Source organism: Cupriavidus alkaliphilus (genome assembly GCF_900094595.1).
GTDB lineage: Bacteria > Pseudomonadota > Gammaproteobacteria > Burkholderiales > Burkholderiaceae > Cupriavidus > Cupriavidus alkaliphilus.
In genome coordinates this window covers 47,127-72,657 of the sequence record NZ_FMAD01000006.1, presented here as the reverse complement: position 1 = coordinate 72,657, position 25,531 = coordinate 47,127, and the positions used below count along the sequence as shown (strand labels likewise).

The following is a 25,531-nucleotide window of genomic DNA, read 5'->3' as shown; positions in this document are numbered from 1 at the left end:
TACGAATCAGGCAGCCGCCCGCACCAGTCCCGGCCAGGTTGCCGTCGGCGCGAGCGTGCGGCCACCTGCGCGGCAATCTTCGAGCAGCCGCGCGGCATCGATGCCGAACCAGTCATGCCAGGCTCGCGCCAGCGCGTTGGCTGAGCGCAGGCCCGCATGCGCGGCCAGCTGCTCCAGCGCGGGCACCAGGCCGCCGGCGCTGGCCAGCGCGTGCAGCGCATGGGCGGCGCGTTGCTCGCGCAGCAGCGGATGCAGCGCCTCGCCTTCGGCAAAGAGCCGCGCGCGGACCAGGCGTGCCGGCACTTGCCATTGCGCGGCCAGGCGCTCGGCGTTCCAGTCGGTGTCGGGGCGGGAAAAGACCAGGCCGGCGAACTGGCGCGACCACGGACGATCAGCAGGCTTGCCGGCCAGGCGGGGACAGTCGCTGTCCGGCACCGCGGTCAGGACGATGGCGCAGGGTTGTTGCCAGGTGCCAGGCAGGTCGCAGTCGAAGTGGGCGAAGGCGTGCACCACGAACGGGTCGCCGGGCCGAACTTCGCGCCGCGCGTTGGCGTCGCGCAGGCTGGCCGTGCCGTGCAGGGCTTGCACATGGACGGCAAAGGGAAAGCGCAGGCGGGCAAAGCGGACGTGGTGACGGCTGACAAGCGGCATGCGGAAAGCGACCCTGAAGCTGGCGGCGGTGCGGCGGGTAACTGTCGCAGGATTCGGCGGACGGCGCAAGACCGCGGTGATCCGCTTAAAGGCAATTCCAGCCCTGGTGGCTACCGCGTTACAGCTCTGACATCCCGAAGTGGCGCAGTCGTGGCAGGTCGGTCACGCGGATGCTTTGGTACGACAAGTGCACCATGCCCGCATCGGCGAGCCGGCGCAGCGCCTGGTTGACGCGCTGGCGCGAGAGTCCGGTAAGCAGGCCGATCTCTTCCTGCGACAGCTCCAGGACCGGGCTGGTGCGCGGATACAGGTCCGGATGGAACAGCTGCGCGATGGCTTGCGCCACGCGCGCATCGGCGCCCAGCAGGCGGTCGTTCTGCACGGTGGCGATGAACTGGCCCATGCGTTCGTTGAGCTGGCGCACGACAAAGCTGGCGAACGGCAGGCTCTGCGCCAGCAGTGTGTTGAAGACCGGCTCGGGCACCAGCAGCACCTGCGAGTCGCGGATCGCGATCACGTCATAGCGGCGGTGTTCGCGCTTGATCACGCTGCCTTCGCCGCACCACCCGCCGGCAGGCACGCCCGAGAAGGTGCAGCCGCGGCCGTCGGGCGTGTACACCGCCAGCTTGATCAGGCCGCTGTCCACGCCGATCCAGTGGCGCGAGGGCTCGCCGCGACGGGCGATGAAGCTGCCCGCGGCGAAGGACTGCAGCAGCGTTTCGCGCGCGGCCAGCGCCTGGTGCGCCGGCGCGAGTTCGCCGAACCAGGCATGGCCGGCCAGCACCGCGGCGGGCGCCGGGGCAGGGAGGGAAGTGGGGTCTGCGGGTTCGCTCATGGCACGGACGGGCGCACTGCGCCGCATCCTGTAAGAATCGTGTAAGCCTTGCCTGGCGCGGGTTTGCGGCAGGTTTGTCGTCTCGACGACAGTGCGCCGGCGTGTGCGATGATAGCCTTGTGCAAGAAAAAGTGACAGCGCCGCAAGGCGCCGCATCGACAGCGCCCGAACGACCCGGAATGACCCCGGAATGACCCCGATAAGGCGGAGACACTAGCAATGCCAACCGATTTCGACAGCGGCCTGGCCCGCAACGCGGCCAATTTCGTGCCGCTTACCCCCATTGATTTCCTGGTGCGCGCCGCCGAGGTGTATGGCGACCGCCTGGCCATCGTGCACGGCCCGCTGCGCCAGAACTGGCGTGACACCCATGCGCGCGCGCGGCGCCTGGCCAGCGCGCTGGCACGCGCCGGCGTCGGCAAGGGCGATACCGTCGCCGCGCTGCTGCCCAATACGCCGGCGATGGTGGAAGCGCATTTCGGCGTGCCGATGGCCGGTGCCGTGCTCAATGCGCTGAATATCCGCCTCGATGCCGCCAACCTGCTGTTTATGCTGCGCCATGGCGAGGCGCGCGTGCTGCTGGCCGATACCGAGTTTGCCGACGTGGCGCGGCAGATGGCGCTGGAGCTTCCGGGCCTGAAGGTGATTGCCGTCCACGACGAGCTGGGTCCGCAGGCGACGCCGTTCGGCGATACCGACTACGAATCCTTCCTCGCCGGCGGCGACCCGGCGTACGCCTGGCAACTGCCCGCCGACGAATGGGATGCGATCGCGCTGAACTATACCTCGGGCACCACCGGCGATCCCAAGGGCGTGGTCTACCATCACCGCGGCGCGGCCATCAATGCCATCTCGAACATCCTGGAGTGGGACCTGCCCAAGCACCCGGTCTACCTGTGGACGCTGCCGATGTTCCACTGCAACGGCTGGTGTTTCCCGTGGACGGTGGCGGCACGCGCGGGCGTCAACGTGTGCCTGCGCAAGTTCGAGCCCAAGCTGGTGTTCGACCTGATGCGCGACGAGGGCGTGACCCACTACTGCGCCGCGCCGATCGTGCATACCGCGCTGGTCAATGCGCCCGCCGCGTGGCGCGAGGGCGTGCGCGGGCCGGTGCGCGGCATGGTGGCCGGCGCGCCGCCGCCGGCCGCGGTGCTGGCGCAGATGGAGGCGATGGGCTTCGAGTTGACCCATGTTTACGGCCTGACCGAGGTCTATGGCCCGGCCGCGGTCTGCGCCGAGCAGGACGACTGGAGCGCGCTGTCCGAGCAGGACCGCGCGGTCAAGAAGGCGCGCCAGGGCGTGCGCTATCACCTGCAGTCGCAGGTGGCCGTGCTAGATCCCGATTCCATGCAGCCGGTGCCGGCCGATGGCGAGACCATCGGCGAGATCATGTTCCGCGGCAACATCTGCATGAAGGGCTACCTGAAGAACGAGAAGGCCACGCGCGAAGCCTTCGGCGGCGGCTGGTTCCATACCGGCGACCTGGGCGTGTGCATGCCCGACGGCTACATCAAGATCAAGGACCGCAGCAAGGACATCATCATTTCCGGCGGCGAGAACATTTCGAGCGTGGAGGTGGAAGACGCGCTCTACCGGCATCCCGCGGTGCTGGCCGCGGCGGTAGTGGCGCAGCCCGATGCCAAGTGGGGCGAGACGCCGTGCGCCTTTGTCGAGCTGAAGGACGGGGCCAGCGTCAGCGCGGAAGAACTGATCGCGCATTGCCGCACGCTGCTGGCGGGCTTCAAGGTGCCCAAGGCGGTTTACTTCGGGCCGTTGCCCAAGACCTCCACCGGCAAGATCCAGAAATTCGAGCTGCGCCGCAAGGTGAAGTCCGATTCGGCCATCGACGTCTGAAATGCAAGCGGCGCCATACGGCGCCGCGGCCATTCAGCGCGCCCGCACCTCGGGCGGCGTTGCGGTCCGGGGCGGTTGATGCCAGTCCGGGCCGATGTCGGGAAAGACCTCGCATTCTCCGCGCACGATGCTCTCGATGGTGGCGCATACGCATTCGGTGCCGCGCGGTCCCACGCAGACCAGGCTGCGCGGATGATCGCTGTGCTGCGGAATGGCGTAGACCCGCATGCCCTCGCGGAACAGCGGGTGCTTGGTGAGGCGTTCGTTCATCAGTTCAACGAAGCGCTGGGGCGTGACGACCGGCTTGTCCATTGCATGCTCCTGCGGCCTTGGCCACCGTACCCGTTTCTTGGGGCGGCATGGCGACCAGGTCAGTAAAGGCCAGGAAGATGACAGGCAGGTGGCAAAAAAGCGCACCGGGCAGCAGGGTCTGCCCGGGACGTGGCCGGAACGAAGAATCGCGGGCAATGCATCGCCCGCGTTGCCACTGCCACGCTTCCAGACTAGGTCACGCGGCGCGTAGTGCAAGTGGATCGCGAAATTTTGCGGGTGTCAGGTGATGCGCAGTTCGCCTGCGGCGCGCGGGCCGTTCAGGATGCCGTTGCCGGCGGCCCAGCATGCGGCTTCGGCTTCAGCATAGGACCGGTAGGTGCCCGGTGCCGCGACCGTACAGTCCTCATCGGCGGCGCCGCACCGTTCTTCCATCACGATGCGCCAGGTGAACTGGCCCGGTCCGTCCTCGAGGACATGGAGCACCAGGGTGCGATGATTGTCAGTCAGCGTGAGAGGCAAAGTCGACATGGGTGTCTCCCGTTCGCAGGTAGGCGCATTGATGCTAGCAAGTGTGAGCGGTAAATGCCATGAGGCATTACGGGCGCGCCATGGCAAGATACGGCCTTTGCGGCAGCTGCCGCGCCGGATCTTGTCGCCTGAACATGCCTCTCTCGCCCGAGCTCAACCAACGGATTGCCGCACTGACGGCGCATTACGACACCGTCGTGCTGCCGCTGTGGACCGCCTCCGGCTGGAATCCCGACCTGTTGCTGCCCTTTGAAGCGCTCGACGGCGGCAGCGCCGCGCCGCTGCCGCCATCGCGCTATCGCGCCATGGCGTGCGCGCGCCAGCTGTACGTGTTCTCGCTGGCAGGGCAGCAGGCGCACGCCGATACGCTGTTCGGCTCGCTGCAGGCCTATTTCGGCAATGGCGAGGGCGGGTGGATCTACAGCGTCGACCCGGCCGGTGCGCCGCTCGACAGCACCCGCGACCTCTACACCCATGCCTTCGTGATCTTCGCCTGCGCCGCGTATTACGCGCGCTTCGGCAACGAGGATGCGCTGGAGGTGCTCGATGAAACCGTCGATATCGTCGAAGACCGCTTCGCCGACGGACAGGGCCTGTACCACGCCGCGCTGACCGAGCACTTCCGGCCCAAGGGTGCGGGCGTGCTGCAGAACCCAATCATGCACCTGACCGAGGCCTACCTGGCCGCGCTGGATGCCACCGGCGACGAGTGGTATGCGGAACGGCTGCGCGAAATTGCGATGGCGGTGCACGAGCGCTTTGTCGATTCCGCCAGTGGCTGCGTAGCGGAACTGCCGCAAGGCAGCGCGGACAACCGCATCGAACCGGGGCACCAGTTCGAATGGTTCTCGCTGGTGGCTGGCAGGCCGGCGTTGTTTGGCGATCTGCCGCTATCGGATGCCCTGCGCCGCGCTTTCGCGTTCGCGCAGCGGCACGGCGTGGCGGCGGGCACGCTGGGTGTCTGCGCGGCGCTGGAGGCGGATGGCGCTCAGCTCGACGGCACCGAACGCATCTGGGCACAGACCGAGTTCGCGCGCGCGCTGGCAGTGGAAGGCTCGGCGCAGTCGCTGGCCACGCTGGCTGACTGGGCCGCGCAGTTCCGCAACCGTTTCCTGTCTGCGCAAGGCTGGCATGAGTGCGTGGCGCCGACGGGCGACGTGGTGCGCGCCGAGATGCCGTCGACCTCGCCCTATCACCTGGCGACGTCTTACCAGGCGCTGGCTGCTGCGGCAGGGCTGCAATGGCCCGCACAGGATGCATGACCGCACGGACCGGGGCGTTGTCAATTCTTTGCAGTCGCCGGGAGAGCGCGCGTCTACACTCAAGCCCGCGCTCCGGCCTGCATCGCAATCCTTCTTAACTACCTGGTCGTCGTTCTGAAGTTGCGGGCCGGGGCGCGCCTGCGCTGGCTCAGCGCGCGCTGGCCTGCTGCAGCCGCTCGGGATGCCGGACCGGCTGGGGTCGTTGCGACGAAGGTGAGGGGGCATTGGCCTGGATCAGGCCAGCGCCCGCCGGCTTGACGCGGACAGCCATTTGCTCGACGCGCTTCTGCGCCTGGGTTTCGGCGTGGTCGTTCAGGACCAGGCACAGCAGCGTCAGCAAGGCTGCTGCGATCATGCTCAGCGCAATCCAGGCCAGGCAGTGCTTGCGTTCCATGGTACGGACAGTGGGGCGTCATCAGTGCGCGCAGTTTAAGCGCGCGTGCGCCGGGCGATTGTCAACCTTTGCAAACGCTGCCGACTTGCCGGCTTCGTCCTTATTCCGTGACGCCGTGCTCGTGCAGCAGCCGCTCGCATTCCTCGAGCATGTCGTAGGCGAACGCGGACTGGTAGTTCGGGTCGAGCGCTTCCATCATTTCGTGCGCGGCGTACAGGCCGGCTTCGCGCGACAGGGTCTCGGCGAGCTGCCGCGCAAACTGGTCGCTAAGTTCGGACAGCAGGCGCCGTTCCGACAGCGGCAACCGCAGCTTCGAGCGCGACAGCCATTCACCCGCCAGCGTGGCGCCCTGGGCGTCGGTCATCCACTTGCGGTGTTCGTAGTAGGCCGACAGGCGCTCCGCGGCCAGCGCGAACAGCAGCGCCTTGCGGGTATTGAAATCGATCCGGCGGGGTGGGGCGAGGGTCATGCTTGCAGCTGGGTGCGGACCGGCGCAGCGGGCCGGTCGTGGTCATGTCGAAGGCGATCAGGCGGGCGTGGCGCCGGCTTGCGCAAAGCGCGAAGCCAGCCATGCGCCGATATCGGCAATCTCTTCCAGGCAGACCGCATGGCCCATCGGATAGGTGTGCCACGTCACCGGATTCGGCCGCGCCTGCACGAAATCGCGTGCGGCCACGCCCATGGCCAGCGGCACCACGTCGTCCTGCGTGCCATGGGCAGCGAACACCGGCGTGGCGGCGTTGGCCGGGTTGGCTTCGGCGGCGAGCGTCGAGGGTGCGGGGATGTAGGTGGAGAGCGCAACGATGCCGGCCAGCGGCTCCGTGTGGGTCAGCCCGGCGGTGTAGGCGATGGCGCCGCCTTGCGAGAAGCCTGCCAGCACGATGCGCCCGCTCGGGATGCCGCGCGCATTTTCTCGTGCGATCAGCGCGCGAATGGCTTCGCAGGATGCGCGGATGCCGGCCTCGTCGGCGCGCCGGCCTGCCTGATCGAGGGAAACGATGTCATACCATGCCGGCATGACATAGCCACCATTGCAGGTCACCGGTATCGCCGGGGCATGCGGGAAGATAAAGCGCACGCCGGGTGCGGCCGGCAGCCGCAACTCGGGCACTACCGGGGCGAAGTCGCCGCCATCGGCGCCCAGTCCGTGCATCCATATGACGGCGCAGCCGGGATTGGGCGCGGTTTCAATTTCGATCGCGGGCAGCAGTTCGCTCATGGGGCCGGTTCCTGTGGGTGGTCTGCCTGCGCCACGGGGGCGTCAGGCAGCGCGAGTATCGCACAGGTCCGGACCTGCCTTGCCGCATGCCCGGGGCACGCGCCGCGGCATGGGGTCCGCTTCAGGCCGCGGACGGAACGATCGGCACCGTGGTCAGGCCGGGCGTGCGCGCCGGCAGCTCGGGCATGGCGGGCGGTGTGGCGCGGCGCTTGTCGACCACGTCTTCCACGCCCCTGGCCGCGACATCTTCCAGGAAGGCCACCATGTCGCGGTAGTAGGCGACCTGCATCTGTGCCTCGAGCAAGCGCCGTTCGGCCTGGAATAGCGTCAGCCTCATGTCTTGCAGTTCCCTTTCGGCGATTTTTTCCGGGGTCGGCGGACTGAACAAGTTTGCAAGCCAACGCATGGCAGTACCTCCAGTGCTGTCAACAGCGAGTTTGCGGGCTTTCGCCATGAGGACAAATATAGACAAGAATTCGCGAAAGCGTCCCTCGGGCACTTGGCCGTGGCGCCTCGCCCACAAGGATGATTGCCGCTTGCGGGACTCTACGTTAGATTAATCGGCCATGTGATCGGCCATCGATGGGGCCGGCATCGCGCGCTTGCTGCGATGGCGCTTCCGGACCCGTCGCCTGCGCGTGCATGAAGCGCAGGATCGGCGGCCAGAAGGTGTCGATATGCTCCGGCAATATGGCCGCATCGTGTGGCATGGCCTCGTGCATGACCAGCGCATGCAGATGCCTGGCAGCGCTTGCCACGCGTTCCGCGTGGGGCGGCACGATGACCACGTCGTCACGGCTGTGCACTACCAGCAGCGGCCGTTCCAGCTTGCTCGCGCGCGCTGCGTTGTTCCACGGATCGGGCAGCAGCCACGCGGCCCATGCGGGGATGCGCCCGGTCTGCACCGCGGCCAGCCGCGCCGAGCTGAAGCCCGCGGCTATCACATAGCCATCCGGCTGCGGCTCGAAACGCCGCGCCACATCGAGCAGGATGCCTGAGCCCAGCGAATGTCCCAGCACCACGCGCCGTTTCGATTGCGGCGTGGCGGCGATGAACTGCCCATAGGCAACCCGTGCATCCTGCCGCAGCCGACGCACGCTTGGCCGTCCGGTGCTGCGCCCATAGCCGCTGTAATCGAACACGTACGAGGCGATGCCCGCATCGGCCAGCATCGCCTGCACCGGTGCCCAGTCCGGCAGGCATTCGTTGTCGCCATGGCACACCATCAGGGCCGGGGCTTCGGGGTCTGCCACCGGCATGAAGGCCGCGTGCAGGATGCGGTCGCCGCTGGCGAAGGTGGCGTGCCGCACCTTAGGGGCGGAATTGTCGGGTGGTTCCGCGCGGCTTGTCTCATCCGTTGGCGTGACAAAGGCTTTGCGCTCCAGCGCACGAAACAGTAGATGTCGCGCGACCCCGGCCGCCACGGCTAAGCCTGCCGCCGCAGCCAGCCAGCGGTGACGCGCGCTTTGAGAAGGAGGGCGGGGGTCAGGATTCATCTTCTTCAGGCTAGCAGCCCAGGCCCTGCAAGTGAAGAATTGTTCATTCCGAAGCGCTTTTCCATGGCTAGCGCGGGGCGGCTATCGCTTCGATAGAAATCTTTTTCCTTGACTATCTACCTATCAGTAGATAGCATTCAGTCCATGGCACCGCTGCACTGCCAACGAAAGCAAGAAGGCACGGAAATGTGGCGATTCCATTGCATGACCTGAGCGGTCATTTTTTCAGGCCCGGCAATCTATCTACTAGTAGATGCGAGACTGAAAAGCGACCCGCCGAATAGCCACCGACATCGAATTTGACGCGATCCCGAACCATCGCACCCAGGAGCCCATCATGACCAAGACCGCCAAGACCCTGATTACCGCCGCCACCCTTGCCGCCGCGCTCGTCGGCGGTGTGGCGCAGGCCGCCAGCGTGCAGGACAACGCCGGCGACAAGTACGGCTACAGCTACCGCGTCGGCAACGCCGATGCCTTTACCGACGGTGCCCGCACCGGCAAGTTCGACCCGTTCACGGAAGGCGCGCGCAGCGGCAAGTTCGATCCGTTCACCGAAGGCGCACGCGTCGGCAAGACCGACCCGTACACCGATGGCTTCCGCACCGTGGCGGGCCTGGACCGCACCGGCGTCTCGTCCGAGCCGGCCCGCAGCTTCGACCCGTACACGGACGGTGCGCGCGTCGGCAAGGCTGACCCCTATACCGACGGCGCCCTGGCCTGATTGCTGCCGGCACCGGCCGGCGGCCCACAACTTACGATGGCGGCCCGTGGCCGCCGTCCGATGGAGTCCATCATGAGTTTGCGTGACAGCATCCTGTTAGTTGGCGGATGGCTGGTACTTTGCGTGACGAGTGGCTCGATGATTACCTTCGCCGCGCAGGTCCTGCCTGGCTAACGCCCATGTAGTGCACAGTGCCCCGAGGCTAGGGAATTACCCCAGCCCCGGGGCATTTCAACTTGAGCGTCTATCTTCGCGTAGATAAACTGCTTGCATGAAGACCCAATCCGTACGCGAGCAATTGCTCGAGCACACCCTGATCCTGATCCGCCGGCGCGGCTTCAACGGCTTCAGCTACCGCGACCTTGCGGAGCTCGTGGGCGTGAAGACCTCCAGCATCCACTATTACTTTCCGACCAAGGAAGACCTGGTCCAGGAAGCGGTGAAGGAATACAGCGCCCGCCTGGCCGAACGCATCAACGCCATCGACACCAGCCTGCCGGTCACCGAGCAGGCTGCCATCTACCTCGCGCCATTCCGCGCGAGCTGCGGCTCGGACCAGATCTGCCTGTGCGGCATGCTGTCGACCGAGACGCTGTGCCTGCCAGAATCCGTGCACAAGATGCTGCAGGGCTTCTTCCTGCTGAACGAGCAATGGCTGGCCGGGCTGCTGGAGCGGGCCCAGCCCTATCGCAGCACGCCGTTCCCGGTACCGCCGGCGCGGCTGGCACAGGTGGTATTCGGCTCGCTGCAGAGCGGGCTGATCGCGGCACGCCTGTTCGGCACGTCGGACCGTGTTGAAGCCGCCGCCGACACCCTGATGGCGGCCGTATCCGGTTGAATTTGCGCGCGATATCAGTGGCGCGTCTGAAGCCGCCGTGTGGCGCAAGCCGCATGGCGGTTTTTTTATTTGCCTGCGGCATGGCCACGCCGATCCAGAAAGCTGGTTCAAAAACAAGAACTTAACGCTTCATCGGGAATGACTATCGCACCCATAGAAACGTTTTTCCTTGACTCTCTACCTAGCAGTAGATAGTATCCAGTCCATGGAAGCGCTGCACCGCCACCAACAAGCAAGACCAGGCGGCACACGGCGGTCCCATTGCACGACCGGAAGCGGTCATTTTTTTGAGACCGGTTATCTATCTACTGATAGATGCGGAATCGGAAGAAAGACTGCAACAGCCACTGATACCGAATTGACGCGATACCGAACCATCGCACCCAGGAGCCCATCATGACCAAGACCGCCAAGACCCTGATCACCGCCGCCACCCTTGCCGCCGCGCTCGCAGGCGGTGTCGCGCAGGCCGCCAGCGTGAACGCCAACGCTGGCGACAAGTACGGCTACAGCTATCGCGTCGGCAACGCCGATGCCTTCACCGACGGTGCCCGCACCGGCAAGTTCGACCCGTTCACGGAAGGCGCGCGCAGCGGCAAGTTCGACCCGTTCACCGAAGGCGCACGCGTCGGCAAGCCTGACCCGTACACCGACGGCGCGCGGACGCTCGCAGCCACGGTGCCGGCCGACAGCTACGGCTACAACTACCGCAGCGGCAAGGTCGATCCGTTCACCGATGGTGCCCGCGTCGGCAAGGCTGATCCGTACACCGACGGCGCCCGCACGGTAGCCGGCCTGGATCGCAGCGGCGTGTCGGCCGAACCGGCCCGCAGCTTCGACCCGTACACCGACGGTGCGCGCGTCGGCAAGGCTGATCCGTACACCGACGGCGCCCGCACGGTAGCCGGTCTGGACCGCAGCGGTGTGTCGGCCGAACCGGCCCGCAGCTTCGACCCGTACACCGACGGTGCGCGCGTTGGCAAGGTCGATCCCTACACCGACGGCGCCATCGCCTGAGAGCCGGCCGGCCTGGCGCCGGCCACCGAAAACCACAGGGCCGCCACGGTGCGGCCCTGCTTCAGGAGTCGATCATGCGTTGGCGTGACACTGCGCTGATCCTGGGCGGATGGGTTGGACTTTGCCTTGCAAGCGGGTCCCTCATCACGCTGATCGCACAAACGCTGCCGGCCTGAATGGTCCGGCGGCAAGCCGAGGAGTCGATGCCATGAATACCCCAACCGTACGCGAGCAACTGGTCGAACACGCGCTGGTGCTGATCCGCCGCAGGGGCTTCAACGGCTTCAGCTACCGCGACCTGGCCGAACTGGTCGGCGTCAAGACCTCGAGCATCCACTATTACTTCCCGTCCAAGGACGACCTGGTGCTCGAGGCGGTGCGCGAATACAGCGCGCGCAAGCGGGCGCGGCTGCAAGCCATCGATACCAGCCTGCCGTGCGCCGAGCAGGCGCGGCAATACCTGCAGCCACTGCGCGACGGCGCCTGCACCGACCAGGCCTGCGTGGTCGGCATGCTGTCGGCCGATGTGCTGGCCATGCCTGACACCGTGCGCGCCGCGATGCAGGACTTCACCCGCCTTAACGAGCAATGGCTGGCGCGCCTGCTCGAGCAGGCCGGCGCCCGGGGCGCGGCGCCGTTTTCGCTGCCGCCGCAACAGCTGGCGCAGGTGATATTCGGTGCGCTGCAGAATGGTCTGATCAGCGCGCGGCTGTTCGGTACGTGGGAGCGCGTCGATGCCGCGGCAGCGCTGCTGGTCAGCGCCATGCCGGTAGAAGAGGCGCTAGCCGAAGCGTGATCCGGCGCGTGCGACCGCATCGCATACCCATTGCGGGTCGTCGTGCGGCAGGTCATGGCCGGCCCAGTGGTGCGTCAGCAAGGGCACGTCCCAGGCCTGCGCGATGCGCGCCGAACAGGCCGGGTTGACCAGCCGGTCCGCCGCCGAGGCCAGCAGCAATACCGGGCAGCGCGGCGGCTCGGCCGGCGCCCGGTAGCGCGCGGCGGCCAGCAATTGCGCCAGCGCGGCCTGCCGGCTGACCGGTGCGTCCGCCGCGATGGCCTGCCACTGCGCAAGGTCGCTGGCGAGCGTGTCGGTGCGCGCGCAGGTGATGGCGTGGATGGTCCGCTCGCAATACGCGCGATCGCGCCAGCGCTGCGCCACGCGCAGCAGGCTGCCCCAGTTGCGCGGACGCAGGCGTTGCGCCGGCGTGCAGAAGGGTCGCATGCTGGTGTTGACCAGCACCAGGCCGCTCACTTCTTCCGGATGCGTACTGGCCCACTCGGTCGCGGCCATCGCCCCAAGCGACATGGCCAGCACGCGATACGGTCCCGGCACGCCGGCGGCGGTCAGCTGGCGCCGCACCGCCGTCACCATGTCGCGCACGCTCCACGGCGCTGGCTGTGCCGACAGCGCGCCATTGCCGGGCAGGTCAGGCAACAGCGGGCGTCCCAGCCCGGCTGCCTCCCAGCGCGCCGGCAGCGTTCCCCAGTGGCGCGATTCGCGCGTCAGTCCCCGCAAGAACACCCATCGGCTCATGGCGGCTCCGTGTGCCAGTGCGCGCGCGCCTGCTGCAGCAGTTCGTCGCGCTGCGCGCCGCGGGGCAGCCAGCGGTCCGACGCAAAGGCGATACGGCCGAGAAAGTCGAACAGGCTGACGTGCCGGCGCAGCACGCGCGCGGTGCGGTGCGCCTTGATCGGGTTGAAGATGCCCTCGCGCGAGAACAGCTGGCGCGGGTTTTTCTTGATCCACAGCCACGAGCCCAGCTCCAGCGTCATCGGCAGGAACAGGTTGCCGCGCGGGGCCAGGTCATAGGCATGGTCCCACAGGTCGCCGTGCAGCAGGTACTGGTGGCTCTGCGGCTCGAAGGTATAGCCATGGTGCGGGTGGGCCTGCTCGAACAAGGTCTTGAGCAGGTACATCTCGGCCAGGTGCGGCATCGGCCGGCGCGTGCGCGCGTACGGGAACCAGATGCTGTCGCGCCAGCCGTAGCCGGAATGGCAGTCCACCGCAAAGCTGAGCGGACGCGGCAGCAGTTCCTGCCGGACCACGCGCAGCAGGGCGCTGCTTTCGATCTCCATCGGCGCGCCGGCCGCGCCGCGGTACCACGGCAGCCAGGCGCCGAGGCGCTGGCCGCCGGCCAGGAAGGGTACGCGCGCGTCGGCATCCTGCGGGCCGTTGCGCATCAGGTCGACGCCGTTGGGGTTGGCGCGCGTGCCGGCCCACATGCCGCCGGGATTGACGATGGGCATGAACACCAGCCGCACCGATTGCAGCTCGCGGTGCAGCAGTTCGTCCCAGGCCAGGCGGGACAGCACCGAGCGCAGATAATCCAGCACCAGTTGGGTGCCGATGCGCTCCAGCCCGTGAATGCCGCCGAAGATGCCGATGGCCGGCGCACCCGGGTCGCGGCTGCCGAGCGTGGCGACATGCACGCCGAAGCGGTGGCCTTGGACGGTGGTCTCGCACACCACCTGGGTATCGAGCACGTGGCTGCCGGCATCCAGCAAGGTCAGCAACTGGTCATATTCCGGGAAGTCGGCGCGCGGGTGCATGGGTCAGGCGGCCGGCACGCCTGCCGCCGCGAACAGCTGCATGACCGGCCAGCCGCGCGCCCCGGCTGCGTCGCGCAGGGTCGGGTCGGGATTGACGGCGACGGGGTGGCCGACGCTTTCCAGCAGTGGCAGGTCGTTGCGCGAGTCGCTGTAGAACGTGGCGTGCGCCAGTTCCGCGTGCGCAAGGCCGAGCGTATCGAGCCAGGCCAGCACGCGCAGCACCTTGCCCGGTCCATAGGCGGGCACCCCGGCCAGCGCGCCGGTGAATTCGCCGTGCACGTCGTGCTCGGCCTCCACCGCCAGCAGGTGCGGCACGCCCAGTTCGCGCGCGATCGGCTCGGTGATGAAGCGGCAGGTGGCGGTCACGATGCAGCACAGGTCGCCGGCGCCGAGATGGCGCGCCAGCAGGTTGCGCGTGGCGGGCGGGATCGCGGGCACGATCACGTCGCGCATGAAGTCCGCGCGCCATTGCGTCAGGCGCTGGCGCGGATGGCGTGCCAGCAGGCCCAGCGCAAAGCGCGCATGGGCGGCGAAGTCGAGGCGCCCGGCCTGGTAGGCGGCCAGCCAGCGCGCGTTGTGCGCGTCGATCTCGGCCGCGTCGGCGCCGCCGACGGCGACCAGGTAGCGCGCCCATTCGTACTCGCTGTCCAGCGGCAGCAGGGTGTGGTCCAGGTCGAACAGGGCGAGGCGGGGTGCGGCAGGCATGCGGGAGGGCTCCGTAGGCGAAACCGCCAAGCTTGGCGCGGCGCGGTGACCGCGCGGTGATGAAGGACCGAAGTTTTCCGATGCCGGCATCGGCGCCTGCATCGCGGCATACCCCGTCGTTTTCACCAGCATACGTCGGGTCAGGCGGCCTGGGCCGCGGCAGGCTCGTCCAGCGCCACGCAGTCCAGGAAGGCGCCGACCAGCCGGGTCTGCCGCCGGCTCTGCAGGCAATACAGGTATTCGTGCAGCACCGGCGCCCCCGACGCAAACGGCACCACGCGCAGCAGCGGGTCGCGCGGCACCTCGCCCAGCGGCACCACGCTGGCGCCCAGGCCCTGGCGGATCGCCTCGTAGATGGCCTCGCGGCTGCCGATTACGGTGTGCGGCGGCAGCTCTAGCCCGCATGCTGCCAGCGCGGTTTCGATTGTCTTGCGTGTCATCGAGCCGTGCTCGCGCACCAGCAGGTGATAGCCGTGCAACTGCGGCAGCTCGATCTGCGCAAGCCGTGCCAGCGCATGGTCGGGATGGACCACCAGCACCATCGGGTCGCTCGCCAGCCGGATGCAGGCCAGACGGTCATCGTCCACCGGATGCGAGGACACCGCCGCGTCGATGCGGTATTCGAACAGCGCTTCGAGCATCTGCTGCGAGTTGCCGATATCCAGGCTCACGTCGATCGCCGGGTAGCGTTGCCGGAACGCCGCCACCGCGCGCAGGATGTAGTACGGGCCGGTCGCGCCGATGCGCAGGTTGCCAAAGCGCAGGTTGCCGGCGTTGCGCAGCAGGTAGTCGGCATTGCCTTCCTGCTGCATCAGTTGCTCGACCACCGGCATCAGGGCCACGCCCACATCGCTCAGGTCGACGCGGCTGGCGCGGCGATGGAACAGCTCCACGCCGTAGGTTTCCTCCAGCTGGCGGATGCGCCCCGTGACCGTGGGCTGGCTCACGCGCAACTGCCGCGCCGCCATGGTGATGCTGCCCTGGCGCGCCACTTCGAAAAAGGTCATCAGCAAGTCGCCTAGCATGGTCGTCCGCGCGGAGTTTTGGGGAAAGGGTCCGGACCGGGCCGGACGACCGCGCAGTCTAGCGGCCCAATATGACAAAACGGCTACGCCCGCCCGGGCCGGTCCGCTTGGGACCGGCCGGGGCGGGACTGGCGTGGCGCCGGGTCGACGGGTTGCGTCAGCCGGCCGCGCCCATCGCCGGGTCGGACACGCCGTCCTTGCCGGTTTCGATGCGCCCGGCAAAGCGGCGCGTAAAGCCGCCTTGCGCGGTGGTGACGGTGAAGTCGTACCAGTTGCCCTGGCGCGCCACCGGCCAGTGCTGCTGCAGCTGCATGCCGGCGGGCACTTCGTAGGTCCACGGGCCGTCGGTGCGGTAGGCGTTGGCCTGGACGGTGAAGGTGCAGGGGGCGCTGCCGGTATTGATCATGTCCACGTACACCGCGGCGTTGGCGATGTCATAGCAGACGCGGATCTCCGGCGCGCTGGCTCCTGCCGCGGTCACCGCCGCCACGTCGCCGCGGAAGGCGCGGTGGAAGCCGTTCGGGCCCAGCACCCACAGGTCGTACTTGCCGCCGTCGCTGGCAAAGACGTCCCAGCTGCCATGCAACTCCTTGCCCGGCTCGACCATATAGCGGCGCGGCACGCGGTCCAGGTGCAGGCGGTCGTAGACGTGGAACACCGCCGCCGCCGTGCCGGTGTTGCTGAACAGCAGCCACACCGCGCGCTGGTCGCGGGCGTCTTCGCGCGCGCTGACGTGCAGTTCATAGGGCAGGGCGCGCGACGGGCGCGTGCCGGGGTCCTGCTGCGGCATCTGCTGGCTGCCGGCCGGCGGCAGCGGCACCTGCGGCAGCACGCCCTGCGCGGTGCGGATGGCGTCGGCGCTGGCCTTGTCGCGGCTGGGCAGTTGCGGCAGGGGGTTGGTGTTGGGACTGACGAAGTTGAAGGCGGAGATCAGGTCGCCCGCTACCGCGCGGCGGAAGCCGCTGATATTGGGTTCGGCCACGCCGAAGCGCGCTTCCAGGAAGCGCAGCACGGAGGTGTGGTCGAACACCTGCGAGTTGACCCAGCCGCCGCGGCTCCAGGGCGAGACCACGTACATCGGCACGCGCGGGCCGGGGCCGTAGGGACGCTTGTCGACGTGGTATTCGGGCTTGAGCTGTTCCGGGTCGAGCGTGGTGGCGCCAGCCAGCGTGTCGCCGTCATAGGCCGGCGCGCACGGCGGCGGCAGGTGGTCGAAATAGCCGTCGTTCTCGTCGAAGTTGATCAGCAGCACGGTCTTGCTCCAGACCGCGGGATTGGCGGTCAGTGCGTCGAGCACTTCCTGCGTGTACCAGGCGCCCTGCACCGGGCTGGACGGCCCGGGGTGCTCCGAGTACGTGGCCGGCGCCACGATCCACGACACCTGCGGCAGCTTGCCGGCGGCGACGTCGTCGCGCAGCGCCTGCAGGAAGCCGCCGTCAGGCATGGTGTTGGACACGCCCTTGAGCAGCGGGCTGACCGCGTCGTCGGCGCTGGTGTACGGCGGATAGGGGCTGCCGTTGGCCTGGTTGCCGCGCGCGGCGTTGGCATCGCGGTACTGCTTGAAGCCCGCGAGTGGGTTGTCGGTAAAGTTGTCCGGCATGTTCTGGTAGACCTTCCAGCTCACGCCGGCGGTTTCCAGGCGCTCCGGGTAGGTCTTCCAGGTGTAGGGCGCGGCCGAGCCGGTGAACGAGTCGCCGCTGTTGTCGATCACCGGGCCGCCAAAGGCGCCGGCCGGATCGTTGGTGCCGGTCCAGTGGAACAGGCGGTTGGGGTTGGTGCCGCCATGGAAGCTGCAGTGATAGGCGTCGCACAGCGTGAAGGCATTGGCCAGCGCCACCTGGAAATCCAGTTCGGCCTCGGTGTAGAAGCCCATCGACTGGGTCTGCTTGTAGGTGGGCCACTTGTTCATGCGGCCCAGGTCCCAGGCGTTCTGCGCGTCGGGATACGAGTGCGGGGTGCCGCTGACGCGCTGCGCATTGCCGGCGCTGCTGTCGAGGTGGTAGGGCAGCACGGTGCGGGTGGTGCTGCCGTTGGTATAGGTCTGCTGCCAGACGTTCAGGCCGCCCGCCAGCGGGATCGGGAAGCGGTCGCCAAAGCCGCGCACGCCGCGCAGGGTGCCGAAGTAGTTGTCGAACGAGCGGTTCTCCTGCATCAGGATGACCACGTGCTCGACATCGCGGATGGTGCCGGTGGCGTTGTTGGCCGGGATCGCCAGCGCGCGGCGGATCGACGGCGGAAAGGCCGCCAGCGCGGCGGTGGCGGCGGCGCTGCCGCCGGCGAGCTTGAGGAAGTTGCGTCTGCTTTGGGGGTTCATGGGATTCGGTGCCGGATGGTTGCGGGGAGGGTAGACAGGCCGGGCCGGGTTCAGGGCGCGCAGCGCAGCTGCGGCTTGACCGCCGGGGTCTCGCCAGGCCGGTCGCTGCCGTTCCCCTGGCCGGGGTTGCCGCCGGTGCCCGGCGCGCCGGGCGTGGTCGGCGCCGCGGAGGGAGTGCCGCTGGCGCCCTCGCCAGAGTCGCCGCCGCAGCCGGCGAGCGCCGCGCTCAGCAGCAAGGCGGCCAGCCAGTGCGGCCGGGCCAGGGTGGAAGGTCGAAAGGTCATGGTGTCAATCTCCTGCAGGGGGATCGGGGTGCGGGGAGGGTGAAGGCCGGCCGGCACCCGTTCCCCCGGGGAACGGGTGCGCCGCCGGATGCTCGGGTTCAGGGATTCAGCGTCGACAGGGGCTGGCGTGCGCCGGTGATGGCCTTCAGCTCGTCGAGCGTCAGCACGCGCGTCCACATTGCCAGGTCGTTCAGGCCCATCACGCCCTTGAGCGCGCCGGGGTTGTTGCCGACGTAGTTGTGGGTGGCGTCGTCGTTGACGCCCCAGCCGGTGCCGAGGCCGGCGAGTCGGGTCACGTCGGTATTGGCGATCGCCTTGTTCTCGGTCTTCTGCAGGCCGAGCACCGGGTCGATGACGTAGGCGCTGAAGCGCTTCGCCGCCGCGTCGACCGACAGCGCCAGATAGGCCCACTGGTTGGCCGATACCTTCATGCCATTGATGTCGTCGCGCTTGCCGCTGCCGCTGCCCAGGTTGAAACGGATCTCGCAGCTGCCGAACAAGGCGATGGCAATGCCGGCATTGCCGCCCGAGATGTAGTTCTTGTTCGACAGGATCGGCTCGCCGGTGCTGTTGCCCTGGGTGCAGTCGGTGCGGAACCAGAGGCCGATGGTGAACTGCGGGCTTTGCGCGATATCGGCCGCGTTGTGCCTGAGCTGGTAACTGTCGATGCGCGAGTCCAGCTGCAGCGACTGGCCGCCGAAGTTGTCGGCGCCGAGCGTGCCGCCGTCAAGGCTTGCCACCCACGGGCCCAGCGTGGCCGCGTTCTTCGCGTCGGCGAACGGCTTGCTGTCCAGGCTGAAATACGACGCCAGGCCAGTGAGCAGCGACGGCATCAGCGTCACGGGTTTGACATAGTGGATCTGCGCCAGGTACGACACCGGCACGTCGTTGCGCACCAGCGTGTAGTTGAACTGATACAGGCCCGTGGGCATGTCGAAGGCCTTGTCGGTGAAGGTCCGTACCTCGGGTCCCAGCGCGGCGATCTGCACGCCGTCACGCAGCACGCGCGTGACGCCGTAAGCCGGGCTCGGGTTCTGCCAGGTCAGCGTGATGGCGTCGTTGTACTGGCCGATGCTGGCGCCGATGGCGCGCACGCCGGCGGTGGCGGTGGTCAGCGCGGAGCCGTCGAGGCGCGTTGCCGCGGGGTCAAGCGCGACACCGGCGTGGGCCAGCACGGTCGGGACGATATCGGCCTCGGTCGGCAGCGCGGACAGGTCCGCCGGAGTGTCGGGGGCCGCGGCGCCGGGCCGGGCCAGGGCGCCGTTCAGGGTTTTGTTGGTGGCGAGGAACGCAGTACGGTTCTCCACCGTCGGCACCGTGGTGGTGGCGCCGGTGGCATCCAGGCCGTGGCTGGTGGTGACCAGCACCAGCCAGTCCTCGCCCGGCTGCGCCTGGCGGCGCGCGGCCACGGCGGCCAGCAGTTCGCCCAGCGCCTGGTCGGTCTCGCCGAGCGCGGCGGCATAGGCGCCGTTGCCGAAGCCGCCGGCTTGCGCGGCCTGCGCCGGGGCGCTGTACTGCGCGAACACCACGCCATAGCCGGACTGCACCTGGCGCACGGCATTCTGCGTGACGCAACGGTCGACGCCCGCGCAATCGACCAGCGTATCGAGCACGCCTGCATCCTGGTCCGTCTTGAGCAGCACCGGCAGTGCCGGCGCACTGACCACGGCGCCTTGCTGCCCGCCGGGTTTGCCGGCTGCGCGCAGGTAGTGGAACACGGTCGGCGCGCGCAGCGCGGTGCTGCCGGTGTCGTCGCCGATGCCATGGCGGTTGGCCCAGGCGCCGGTCAGCACCGTGGCCCAGCTGGGTGCGTCGAGCGGGGGCTGGGCGGTGATGGTGCCGGGCATGCCGCCGGTGGCGGTCGGCACCAGGTTCAGGCTGGCCAGGTTGGGCAGTTCGCGCCGCAGCACCGCGCCTTGCACCTGTGCATAGGTGGCGCCGTCGACGCCGACCAGCAGCACGCGCGGGCCGCTGGCGCGGTCAGGCTCCGGCGCGGGCTTGCTGGTGTCGGTATCGTTGGGCGCGCCGGACGGCGCGCCGTCGCCGCCGCCGCAGCCTGCCAGCGTCGCGGCCAGCATGATTGCGACGGTGCCGGCCAGCGCGCGCGCGCGCCCCATCCCCGCCAGCCAGCCCGGTGCAAGGTTCCCTGCCATCGTTCATTCCCCTGTTCATCTGCGTTGTTGTGCGCCGGCGGCAATGGCCGCGCGGCGGATTGCGTGTGCCGCAATGCGCTCGCAGAGTAAGAAGCGGGGTTGTCACCGTGGTGACAGCGGGGCAAAGAATGCTGATGGGGCTATTCGGATTCTTGAGGCGGGGACCTGGCGAGCGCGGGCTAGGCCTGCGGCGTGCCGCCGGCTTCGCCGCCCACGCCCGCCTGCATCAACAGCACGGCGTCGCGCTTGTCGAGCAGGTGCTGGCGCAGGATCTCGGCCATGCGCTTGCCGTCGCGGGCTTCGAGTGCCGCCAGCATCTCCTCATGGTCGTGGATGGCGCTGTCCCATTTGGGCTTGCGGTAGTTGGAGCGAAAGCGCAGCGCCTGCAGCCGCCGGTTCACCGCCAGGTAAGTCTGGCGCAGCGCCGCATTGCGGGCCGCCAGGTTGATGCGGTCATGGATCTGGTGGTTCAGGCGGTAATAGCCCGGCAGGTCTTCGTGGGCGCGGCATGCCAGCATCGCGTAGTGCAGGGCCTTGAGCTCGGCCAGCTCCACGGCGGTGATGCGCTCGCACGCCAGTTCGCCGGAAAACGCCTCCAGGTTGCTCAACAGCTCGAAGGTATCGCGGATTTCCGTCGCGGACAGGCGCGCGACGCTGGCGCCGCGGTTGGGCGAGATCTCGATCAGCCCTTCGGCCGCCAGCACCTTCAGCGCTTCGCGCAGCGGCGTGCGGGAGATGCCCAGGGTCTCGGACAACTCGCGCTCGTTGAGCTTGCGCCCCGGCTCCAGCGCGCCCTCGATGATCAGGGTGCGCAGATGCGTGACCACGGTGTCGTGCAGGCGCTGGCGTTCCACCGGAGGCAGCTGGCGCGGCAGGTCGGGGTTGGAATCGGTCTGGATTTGCATTCAATTCGTCCGGTGGACAGATTGAATGCAAGTTTAGCAGCCGCTTAACAGGAACGCCAGATTGATCGTAAACCCCAGTTTCACGGGGTTTTGCCGGGTAAACGCTAGCTAAAAAGGCGCTGGTTGCCCCTGTTTTTTTGCCGCTCCTTTGATAGAGTATTTTGCATTCAAAACTCAAACGGAGGAGTTCCATGCTGAATCTCAACTTTCATCCCGCCGGCCGCCACTTCCTGCAAATCCCCGGTCCCAGCCCGGTGCCGGACCGCATCCTGCGCGCCATCAGCTATCCGACCATCGACCATCGCGGCCCGGAATTCGGCGCGCTGGGCCTGAAGGTGCTGGACGGCATCAAGAAAATCTTCAAGACCGAACACCCGGTGGTGATCTATCCCGCCTCGGGCACCGGCGCGTGGGAAGCCGCCTTGTCGAACACGCTGAGCCCCGGCGACACCGTGCTGATGTTCGAAACCGGCCACTTCGCCACGCTGTGGAAGAAGATGGCCGAGAACCTGGGCATCCGCCCTGAGTTCCTCGGCCTGCCGGGCGTCGAAGGCTGGCGCAACGGGGTGCAGGCCGACATGATCGAGGCCCGCCTGCGCGCCGATGCCACGCATGCCATCAAGGCCGTATGCGTGGTGCACAACGAAACCTCGACCGGCGTGACCTCCGATATCGCCGCGGTGCGCCGCGCCATCGATGCGGCGGGGCACCCGGCGCTGCTGCTGGTCGACACCATCTCCGGGCTGGCCTCCGCCGACTATCGCCACGACGAGTGGGGCGTCGACGTGACCGTGTCGGGCTCGCAGAAGGGCCTGATGCTGCCGCCGGGCATCAGCTTCAACGCGGTGTCGCCCAAGGCCATCGAAGCCTCGCGCTCGGCCCGGCTGCCGCGCAGCTTCTGGGGCTGGAATGAAATCATCGAGATGAACCGGACCGGCTACTGGCCCTACACCCCCAGCACCAACCTGCTGTACGGGCTGTCGGAAGCGCTCGACATGATCCTGGAGGAAGGGCTGGACAACGTCTTTGCCCGCCACCAGCGCCTGGCCGAGGCCTGCCGCCGCGCGGTCAGGGCCTGGGGCCTGGAGATCCAGTGCGCGGATCCGGCGGTGTACAGCCCGGTGCTGACCGGCGTGATGATGCCCGACGGCGTCGACGCGGACGTGGTGCGCCGGCATATCTACGAGCGCTTCAACATGTCGCTGGGTGCCGGCCTGGGCAAGGTCAGGGGCCGCATGTTCCGCATCGGCCATCTGGGCGACTGCAACGACCTCACGCTGATGGCCACGCTGGCGGGCTGCGAGATGGGGCTGAAGATCTCGGGCGTGCCGGTCGCCGCCAGCGGCACCGTTGCCGCCATGGACTATCTCGCCGCGCATACCGTGCCGCTGTCGCTCAAGGCTGCCGCCTGACGCAGCCCTTTCCATCCGGCACCGGGGCAGGCGCGTGCGCCGCCCTGGCCGGAAACTGATCGCAACGGATCAGCGCAGCACTGCCGTACCTGACAAAAATACAGAGGAGACGCTGTGGATACGACCCTGCAGGCGGGAACAAAGATCAGGACGTTCGAGGATGCGACCTATCGCAAGGTGAGCTGGAGGCTGGTGCCATTCCTGATGGTCTGCTTCCTGATCGCCTATCTCGACCGCGTCAACGTAGGTTTTGCCAAGCTACAGATGTCGCAGCAACTGGGCTTCAGCGAAACCGTCTATGGGCTGGGCGCCGGGATTTTCTTTATCGGCTACTTCCTGTTCGAAGTGCCGAGCAACCTGGCATTGCACAAGTTCGGCGCCAAGGTATGGATCGGCCGGATCATGATCACGTGGGGGATACTGTCCGCGGGCTTTGCCTTCGTGGAGACGCCAGCCCAGTTCTACACGCTGCGCTTCCTGCTGGGCCTGGCGGAGGCGGGCTTTACGCCCGGCATCGTGTACTACCTGTCGTGCTGGTATCCGTCGCACCGGCGCGCCAAGATCATGGCCATCTATTGCATGGGCTCGCCGCTGTCCGGCATCATCGGCAATCCGCTGTCCGGCTTCCTGATGGGCAGCATGGCCGGCGTCGGAGGGTGGGGCGGCTGGCAATGGATGTTCATCATCGAGGCGGTGCCGGCGGTGCTGCTGGGTGCCTTCTGCTTCTACTACCTCGACAACTCCATCGCCAAGGCCAAGTGGCTCACCAGCGACGAGAAGCGCGTGCTCGAGCAGGCCAAGGCGGAGGACGTCAAGGCGGCGGACCCGCAGGCCCGCGTCGGCAAGGTGTTCACCGATCCGCGCGTCTGGCTGATCAGCCTGATCTGCTTCTGCTATGTCACGGGCCAGTACGGCATCACGCTGTGGCTGCCGACCTTCATCAAGTCGACCGGCGTCAGCGACCCGCTCAATATCGGCCTGCTGAGCGCGATTCCATACATGGCCGCCATTGTCGCGATGTATTTCTTCGGCCGTAGCGCCGACAAGCACCGCGAACGGCGCTGGCACCTGATCATCCCTTGCATGATGGGCGCGATCGGCTTCCTGGCGCTGCCATGGGTGATGCACAACACCGCGCTGTCGCTGGTGTTCCTGTCGATCGCCGCCGCCGGCATCCTGACCTGCACACCGCTGTTCTGGTCCCTGCCGACGGCATTCCTCAGCGGCGCGGCGGCGGCCACGGCCATCGCCATGAGCAATTCGATCGGCAACCTGGCCGGGTTCACCAGCGGCTACATGATCGGCTACCTGCGCGACGTGACCCAGAGCGGCAACAGCGCCTACTACATGATCGCCGGCATGCTGGTCCTCGGCGCCTTCGCGATCTGGACCATCCCCGCCAGGCTGGTCAACCGATAGCCGGGCAAGGCGAGGCCGCGGCCACTTGCCGCGGCCCCGCCGCACTCCCACCAACCCTACGCGCCCGTGCCGGCGCATGGAAATCCCCTCATGAAAACCTCGTACCAACCGGTGCCGCACGGCCCGGGCCAGCACGCGCCGTTCAGCGTGGTGGAAGCCACCGTTGCCGGCGCGCATGCCGCGATGCGGGACGGCACGCTGACGGCGCGCCAACTGGCCAGCCGCTGCCTGGACCGCATCGCCGCCTATGACCAGCGCGGCCCAGCGCTGCGCAGCATCCTTCAGGTCCATCCGCAGGCGCTGGAAGAAGCGGACCGCATCGACGCCGTCGCTGCGCGCAATCCCTCGCAGGCGCTGGCGCCGCTGCAGGGCGTCCCGGTGCTGGTCAAGGACAACATCGAATGCGCCGGCATGGCCACCACGGCGGGCGCCGAATGCCTGCGCGGCAACCAGTCCAGCAACGATGCCTTCGTCATCCGCAGGCTGCGCGAGGCGGGGGCGGTGGTGCTGGCCAAGACCAACCTGCACGAGCTTGCGTCCGGTGGCGAGACCGTCAGCACGCTGGGCGGCCAGACGCTGAATCCCTATGACCTGGCGCGCACGCCGGGCGGGTCCAGCGGCGGCACCGCCGCCGGCATCGCCGCGAGCTTCGGCGTGCTCGGGATCGGCACCGACGGCGTCAATTCGATCCGCTCGCCAGCCTCTGCCAACTGCCTGGTCGGGTTGCGCCCCACCATGGGACTGATCAGCCGGGCCGGACTGGTCCCGTGCGGGCTGACACAGGACACCATCGGCCCGATCACGCGCACCGTTGCCGATACCGCGCTGATGCTCGATGTCATCGCCGGTTATGACCCAGCCGATCCGGTCACCAGCGAAGCTGCCGGCCATGTCCCGGCGAGCTATGCGGCGAGCCTCGACCGCGACGGACTCAGGGGCGCGCGCATCGGCGTGCTGCGCAGTTTCTTCGGCGCCCAGGACCTGCATCGACCGGTCAACGCCGTGATGCAGCAGGCGCTGGCCGTCATCGCCGCGCAGGGCGCCGGGCTGGTCGACATCGAAGACGCGATCAGCCCCGACGAACTGCTGGCTTCCACGCTGGTGCACCACTACGAGATGGCGCGCGATCTCGACGCCTACCTGTCGCAGTTGCCCCCCGGCGTGCCGGTGCGGTCCATGCAAGACGTCATCGCCGCGGGCGGCGTGCATCCCAGCGTGGCCGGAACGCTGGCCACCGCGGTCACGCTGAACGACCAGCAGGCCGAATACCGCGAGCGCATGCAGCGCCAGCACACCCTGCGCCAATGGCTGCGGGACCTGATGGCGCGGCATCGCCTTGACGCGCTGGTGTTTCCGCACCAGCGGCGGCTGGTGGTGCCGGTCGGCGAGATCCAGGCCGAGCGCAACGGCGTGCTCGCGTCGGCCACCGGCTTCCCCGCCATCGTCATCCCGGCCGGGTTTTCCGCGCCGGAGCGCAATGCGCCGCAAGGCGTGCCGGTGGGGCTGGAATTCTTCGGCCTGCCCTTCACGGAGCCGGTGCTGCTGCGCCTGGCGTTCGCGGCCGAGCAGGCCTTGCTCGCGCGGCGGCCGCCGCACTCGACGCCCGCCCTGGAGTAACGGCGCGCCGGAACGAAGTTTTATCGCTGCTCGACAAATGCCCGCCGCTCACGGCG

Annotated in this window: 26 protein-coding genes; 9 read left to right on the top strand and 17 right to left on the bottom strand. The window is 68.0% G+C overall.

Going from position 1 to position 25,531, the window contains the following annotated elements:
• Positions 1-6 precede the first annotated feature (6 nt).
• Together GA0116996_RS14195 and GA0116996_RS14190 are read right to left on the bottom strand one after the other, a co-directional pair.
• Positions 7-651 carry an AraC family transcriptional regulator gene (locus tag GA0116996_RS14195; RefSeq protein WP_092312536.1) on the bottom strand — a complete coding sequence of 215 codons (645 nt, stop codon included), beginning with the start codon at positions 649-651 and terminating at the stop codon, positions 7-9.
• Positions 652-769: 118 nt separating this feature from the next.
• Positions 770-1,486 carry a Crp/Fnr family transcriptional regulator gene (locus GA0116996_RS14190; RefSeq protein WP_092312533.1) on the bottom strand — a complete coding sequence of 239 codons (717 nt, stop codon included), beginning with the start codon at positions 1,484-1,486 and terminating at the stop codon, positions 770-772.
• Positions 1,487-1,705: 219 nt separating this feature from the next.
• Here GA0116996_RS14190 and GA0116996_RS14185 point away from each other — a divergent pair, with 219 nt between their 5' ends.
• Positions 1,706-3,340 (top strand): acyl-CoA synthetase, encoded by a 1,635-nt coding sequence (locus tag GA0116996_RS14185; protein ID WP_092312530.1) that lies wholly within the window; start codon positions 1,706-1,708, stop codon positions 3,338-3,340.
• A gap of 33 nt (positions 3,341-3,373) precedes the next feature.
• On the opposite strand, the gene GA0116996_RS14180 is transcribed toward GA0116996_RS14185, so the two are convergent.
• Entirely contained in the window at positions 3,374-3,652 is a 279-nt protein-coding gene (locus GA0116996_RS14180) for a hypothetical protein (protein WP_062803237.1), read from the bottom strand.
• A 240-nt stretch (positions 3,653-3,892) separates the two neighbouring features.
• The gene (locus tag GA0116996_RS14175; RefSeq protein ID WP_092312527.1) at positions 3,893-4,141 is read right to left on the bottom strand and encodes a hypothetical protein; all 249 of its coding nucleotides are present in this window, start codon (positions 4,139-4,141) and stop codon (positions 3,893-3,895) included.
• Between the two features lie 134 nt (positions 4,142-4,275).
• Between GA0116996_RS14175 and GA0116996_RS14170 the strand changes: the two genes are divergently transcribed.
• The gene (locus tag GA0116996_RS14170; RefSeq protein WP_092312525.1) at positions 4,276-5,403 is read left to right on the top strand and encodes an AGE family epimerase/isomerase; all 1,128 of its coding nucleotides are present in this window, start codon (positions 4,276-4,278) and stop codon (positions 5,401-5,403) included.
• A gap of 148 nt (positions 5,404-5,551) precedes the next feature.
• On the opposite strand, the gene GA0116996_RS14165 is transcribed toward GA0116996_RS14170, so the two are convergent.
• The 5 genes from GA0116996_RS14165 to GA0116996_RS14145 form a co-directional block, all read right to left on the bottom strand.
• Positions 5,552-5,797: a hypothetical protein gene (locus GA0116996_RS14165; RefSeq protein WP_092312522.1), complete on the bottom strand. Its 246-nt coding sequence runs from the start codon at positions 5,795-5,797 to the stop codon at positions 5,552-5,554.
• A gap of 100 nt (positions 5,798-5,897) precedes the next feature.
• On the bottom strand, positions 5,898-6,266 hold the full coding sequence (locus GA0116996_RS14160; protein ID WP_092312519.1) for a hypothetical protein: 369 nt from the start codon (positions 6,264-6,266) through the stop codon (positions 5,898-5,900).
• Positions 6,267-6,323: 57 nt separating this feature from the next.
• Complete coding sequence (locus GA0116996_RS14155; RefSeq protein WP_092312516.1) at positions 6,324-7,016, bottom strand: alpha/beta hydrolase; 693 nt, start codon at positions 7,014-7,016, stop codon at positions 6,324-6,326.
• Positions 7,017-7,137: 121 nt separating this feature from the next.
• The gene (locus GA0116996_RS14150) at positions 7,138-7,422 is read right to left on the bottom strand and encodes a hypothetical protein (protein ID WP_092312513.1); all 285 of its coding nucleotides are present in this window, start codon (positions 7,420-7,422) and stop codon (positions 7,138-7,140) included.
• Positions 7,423-7,567: 145 nt separating this feature from the next.
• Positions 7,568-8,512 (bottom strand): alpha/beta fold hydrolase, encoded by a 945-nt coding sequence (locus GA0116996_RS14145; protein ID WP_092312510.1) that lies wholly within the window; start codon positions 8,510-8,512, stop codon positions 7,568-7,570.
• A 337-nt stretch (positions 8,513-8,849) separates the two neighbouring features.
• Between GA0116996_RS14145 and GA0116996_RS14140 the strand changes: the two genes are divergently transcribed.
• The 4 genes from GA0116996_RS14140 to GA0116996_RS14125 all read left to right on the top strand — a co-directional run bounded on the left by GA0116996_RS14140 (position 8,850) and on the right by GA0116996_RS14125 (position 11,887).
• On the top strand, positions 8,850-9,236 hold the full coding sequence (locus tag GA0116996_RS14140) for a hypothetical protein (RefSeq protein ID WP_092312507.1): 387 nt from the start codon (positions 8,850-8,852) through the stop codon (positions 9,234-9,236).
• A gap of 271 nt (positions 9,237-9,507) precedes the next feature.
• A complete protein-coding gene (locus GA0116996_RS14135) occupies positions 9,508-10,074 on the top strand; it encodes a TetR/AcrR family transcriptional regulator (RefSeq protein ID WP_092312504.1) in 567 nt (188 codons plus the stop codon).
• 396 nt (positions 10,075-10,470) lie between these two features.
• Entirely contained in the window at positions 10,471-11,091 is a 621-nt protein-coding gene (locus GA0116996_RS14130; RefSeq protein ID WP_092312500.1) for a copper resistance protein CopQ, read from the top strand.
• 208 nt (positions 11,092-11,299) lie between these two features.
• Positions 11,300-11,887 carry a TetR/AcrR family transcriptional regulator gene (locus tag GA0116996_RS14125; RefSeq protein WP_092312497.1) on the top strand — a complete coding sequence of 196 codons (588 nt, stop codon included), beginning with the start codon at positions 11,300-11,302 and terminating at the stop codon, positions 11,885-11,887.
• On the opposite strand, the gene GA0116996_RS14120 is transcribed toward GA0116996_RS14125, so the two are convergent.
• From GA0116996_RS14120 to GA0116996_RS14085, 8 genes are all read right to left on the bottom strand, one after another.
• Entirely contained in the window at positions 11,873-12,625 is a 753-nt protein-coding gene (locus GA0116996_RS14120; RefSeq protein ID WP_092312494.1) for an alpha/beta fold hydrolase, read from the bottom strand. The genes GA0116996_RS14125 and GA0116996_RS14120 overlap by 15 nt on opposite strands.
• On the bottom strand, positions 12,622-13,641 hold the full coding sequence (locus GA0116996_RS14115; protein ID WP_092312491.1) for a M14 family zinc carboxypeptidase: 1,020 nt from the start codon (positions 13,639-13,641) through the stop codon (positions 12,622-12,624). The genes GA0116996_RS14120 and GA0116996_RS14115 overlap by 4 nt, the downstream gene beginning before the upstream one ends.
• Before the next feature lie 3 nt (positions 13,642-13,644).
• Positions 13,645-14,346, bottom strand: a complete 702-nt coding sequence (locus GA0116996_RS14110) for an HAD family hydrolase (RefSeq protein ID WP_092312488.1) — start codon at positions 14,344-14,346, stop codon at positions 13,645-13,647.
• Between the two features lie 140 nt (positions 14,347-14,486).
• Positions 14,487-15,371: a LysR substrate-binding domain-containing protein gene (locus tag GA0116996_RS14105; protein WP_092312485.1), complete on the bottom strand. Its 885-nt coding sequence runs from the start codon at positions 15,369-15,371 to the stop codon at positions 14,487-14,489.
• A gap of 157 nt (positions 15,372-15,528) precedes the next feature.
• Complete coding sequence (locus tag GA0116996_RS14100; protein WP_092312482.1) at positions 15,529-17,685, bottom strand: phosphocholine-specific phospholipase C; 2,157 nt, start codon at positions 17,683-17,685, stop codon at positions 15,529-15,531.
• A 50-nt stretch (positions 17,686-17,735) separates the two neighbouring features.
• The gene (locus tag GA0116996_RS14095; protein WP_092312479.1) at positions 17,736-17,969 is read right to left on the bottom strand and encodes a hypothetical protein; all 234 of its coding nucleotides are present in this window, start codon (positions 17,967-17,969) and stop codon (positions 17,736-17,738) included.
• A gap of 98 nt (positions 17,970-18,067) precedes the next feature.
• Positions 18,068-20,122, bottom strand: coding sequence for a LamG-like jellyroll fold domain-containing protein (locus GA0116996_RS14090; RefSeq protein ID WP_092312476.1), 2,055 nt, complete (start codon positions 20,120-20,122; stop codon positions 18,068-18,070).
• Between the two features lie 179 nt (positions 20,123-20,301).
• The gene (locus tag GA0116996_RS14085) at positions 20,302-21,027 is read right to left on the bottom strand and encodes a GntR family transcriptional regulator (protein ID WP_092312473.1); all 726 of its coding nucleotides are present in this window, start codon (positions 21,025-21,027) and stop codon (positions 20,302-20,304) included.
• Positions 21,028-21,218: 191 nt separating this feature from the next.
• Between GA0116996_RS14085 and GA0116996_RS14080 the strand changes: the two genes are divergently transcribed.
• The 3 genes from GA0116996_RS14080 to GA0116996_RS14070 all read left to right on the top strand — a co-directional run bounded on the left by GA0116996_RS14080 (position 21,219) and on the right by GA0116996_RS14070 (position 25,475).
• Positions 21,219-22,439: a pyridoxal-phosphate-dependent aminotransferase family protein gene (locus GA0116996_RS14080; protein ID WP_092312470.1), complete on the top strand. Its 1,221-nt coding sequence runs from the start codon at positions 21,219-21,221 to the stop codon at positions 22,437-22,439.
• A 114-nt stretch (positions 22,440-22,553) separates the two neighbouring features.
• Positions 22,554-23,858, top strand: a complete 1,305-nt coding sequence (locus GA0116996_RS14075) for an MFS transporter (protein ID WP_092312467.1) — start codon at positions 22,554-22,556, stop codon at positions 23,856-23,858.
• Positions 23,859-23,948: 90 nt separating this feature from the next.
• Positions 23,949-25,475 (top strand): amidase family protein, encoded by a 1,527-nt coding sequence (locus tag GA0116996_RS14070; RefSeq protein ID WP_092312464.1) that lies wholly within the window; start codon positions 23,949-23,951, stop codon positions 25,473-25,475.
• The last annotated feature ends 56 nt before the right edge of the window (positions 25,476-25,531 follow it).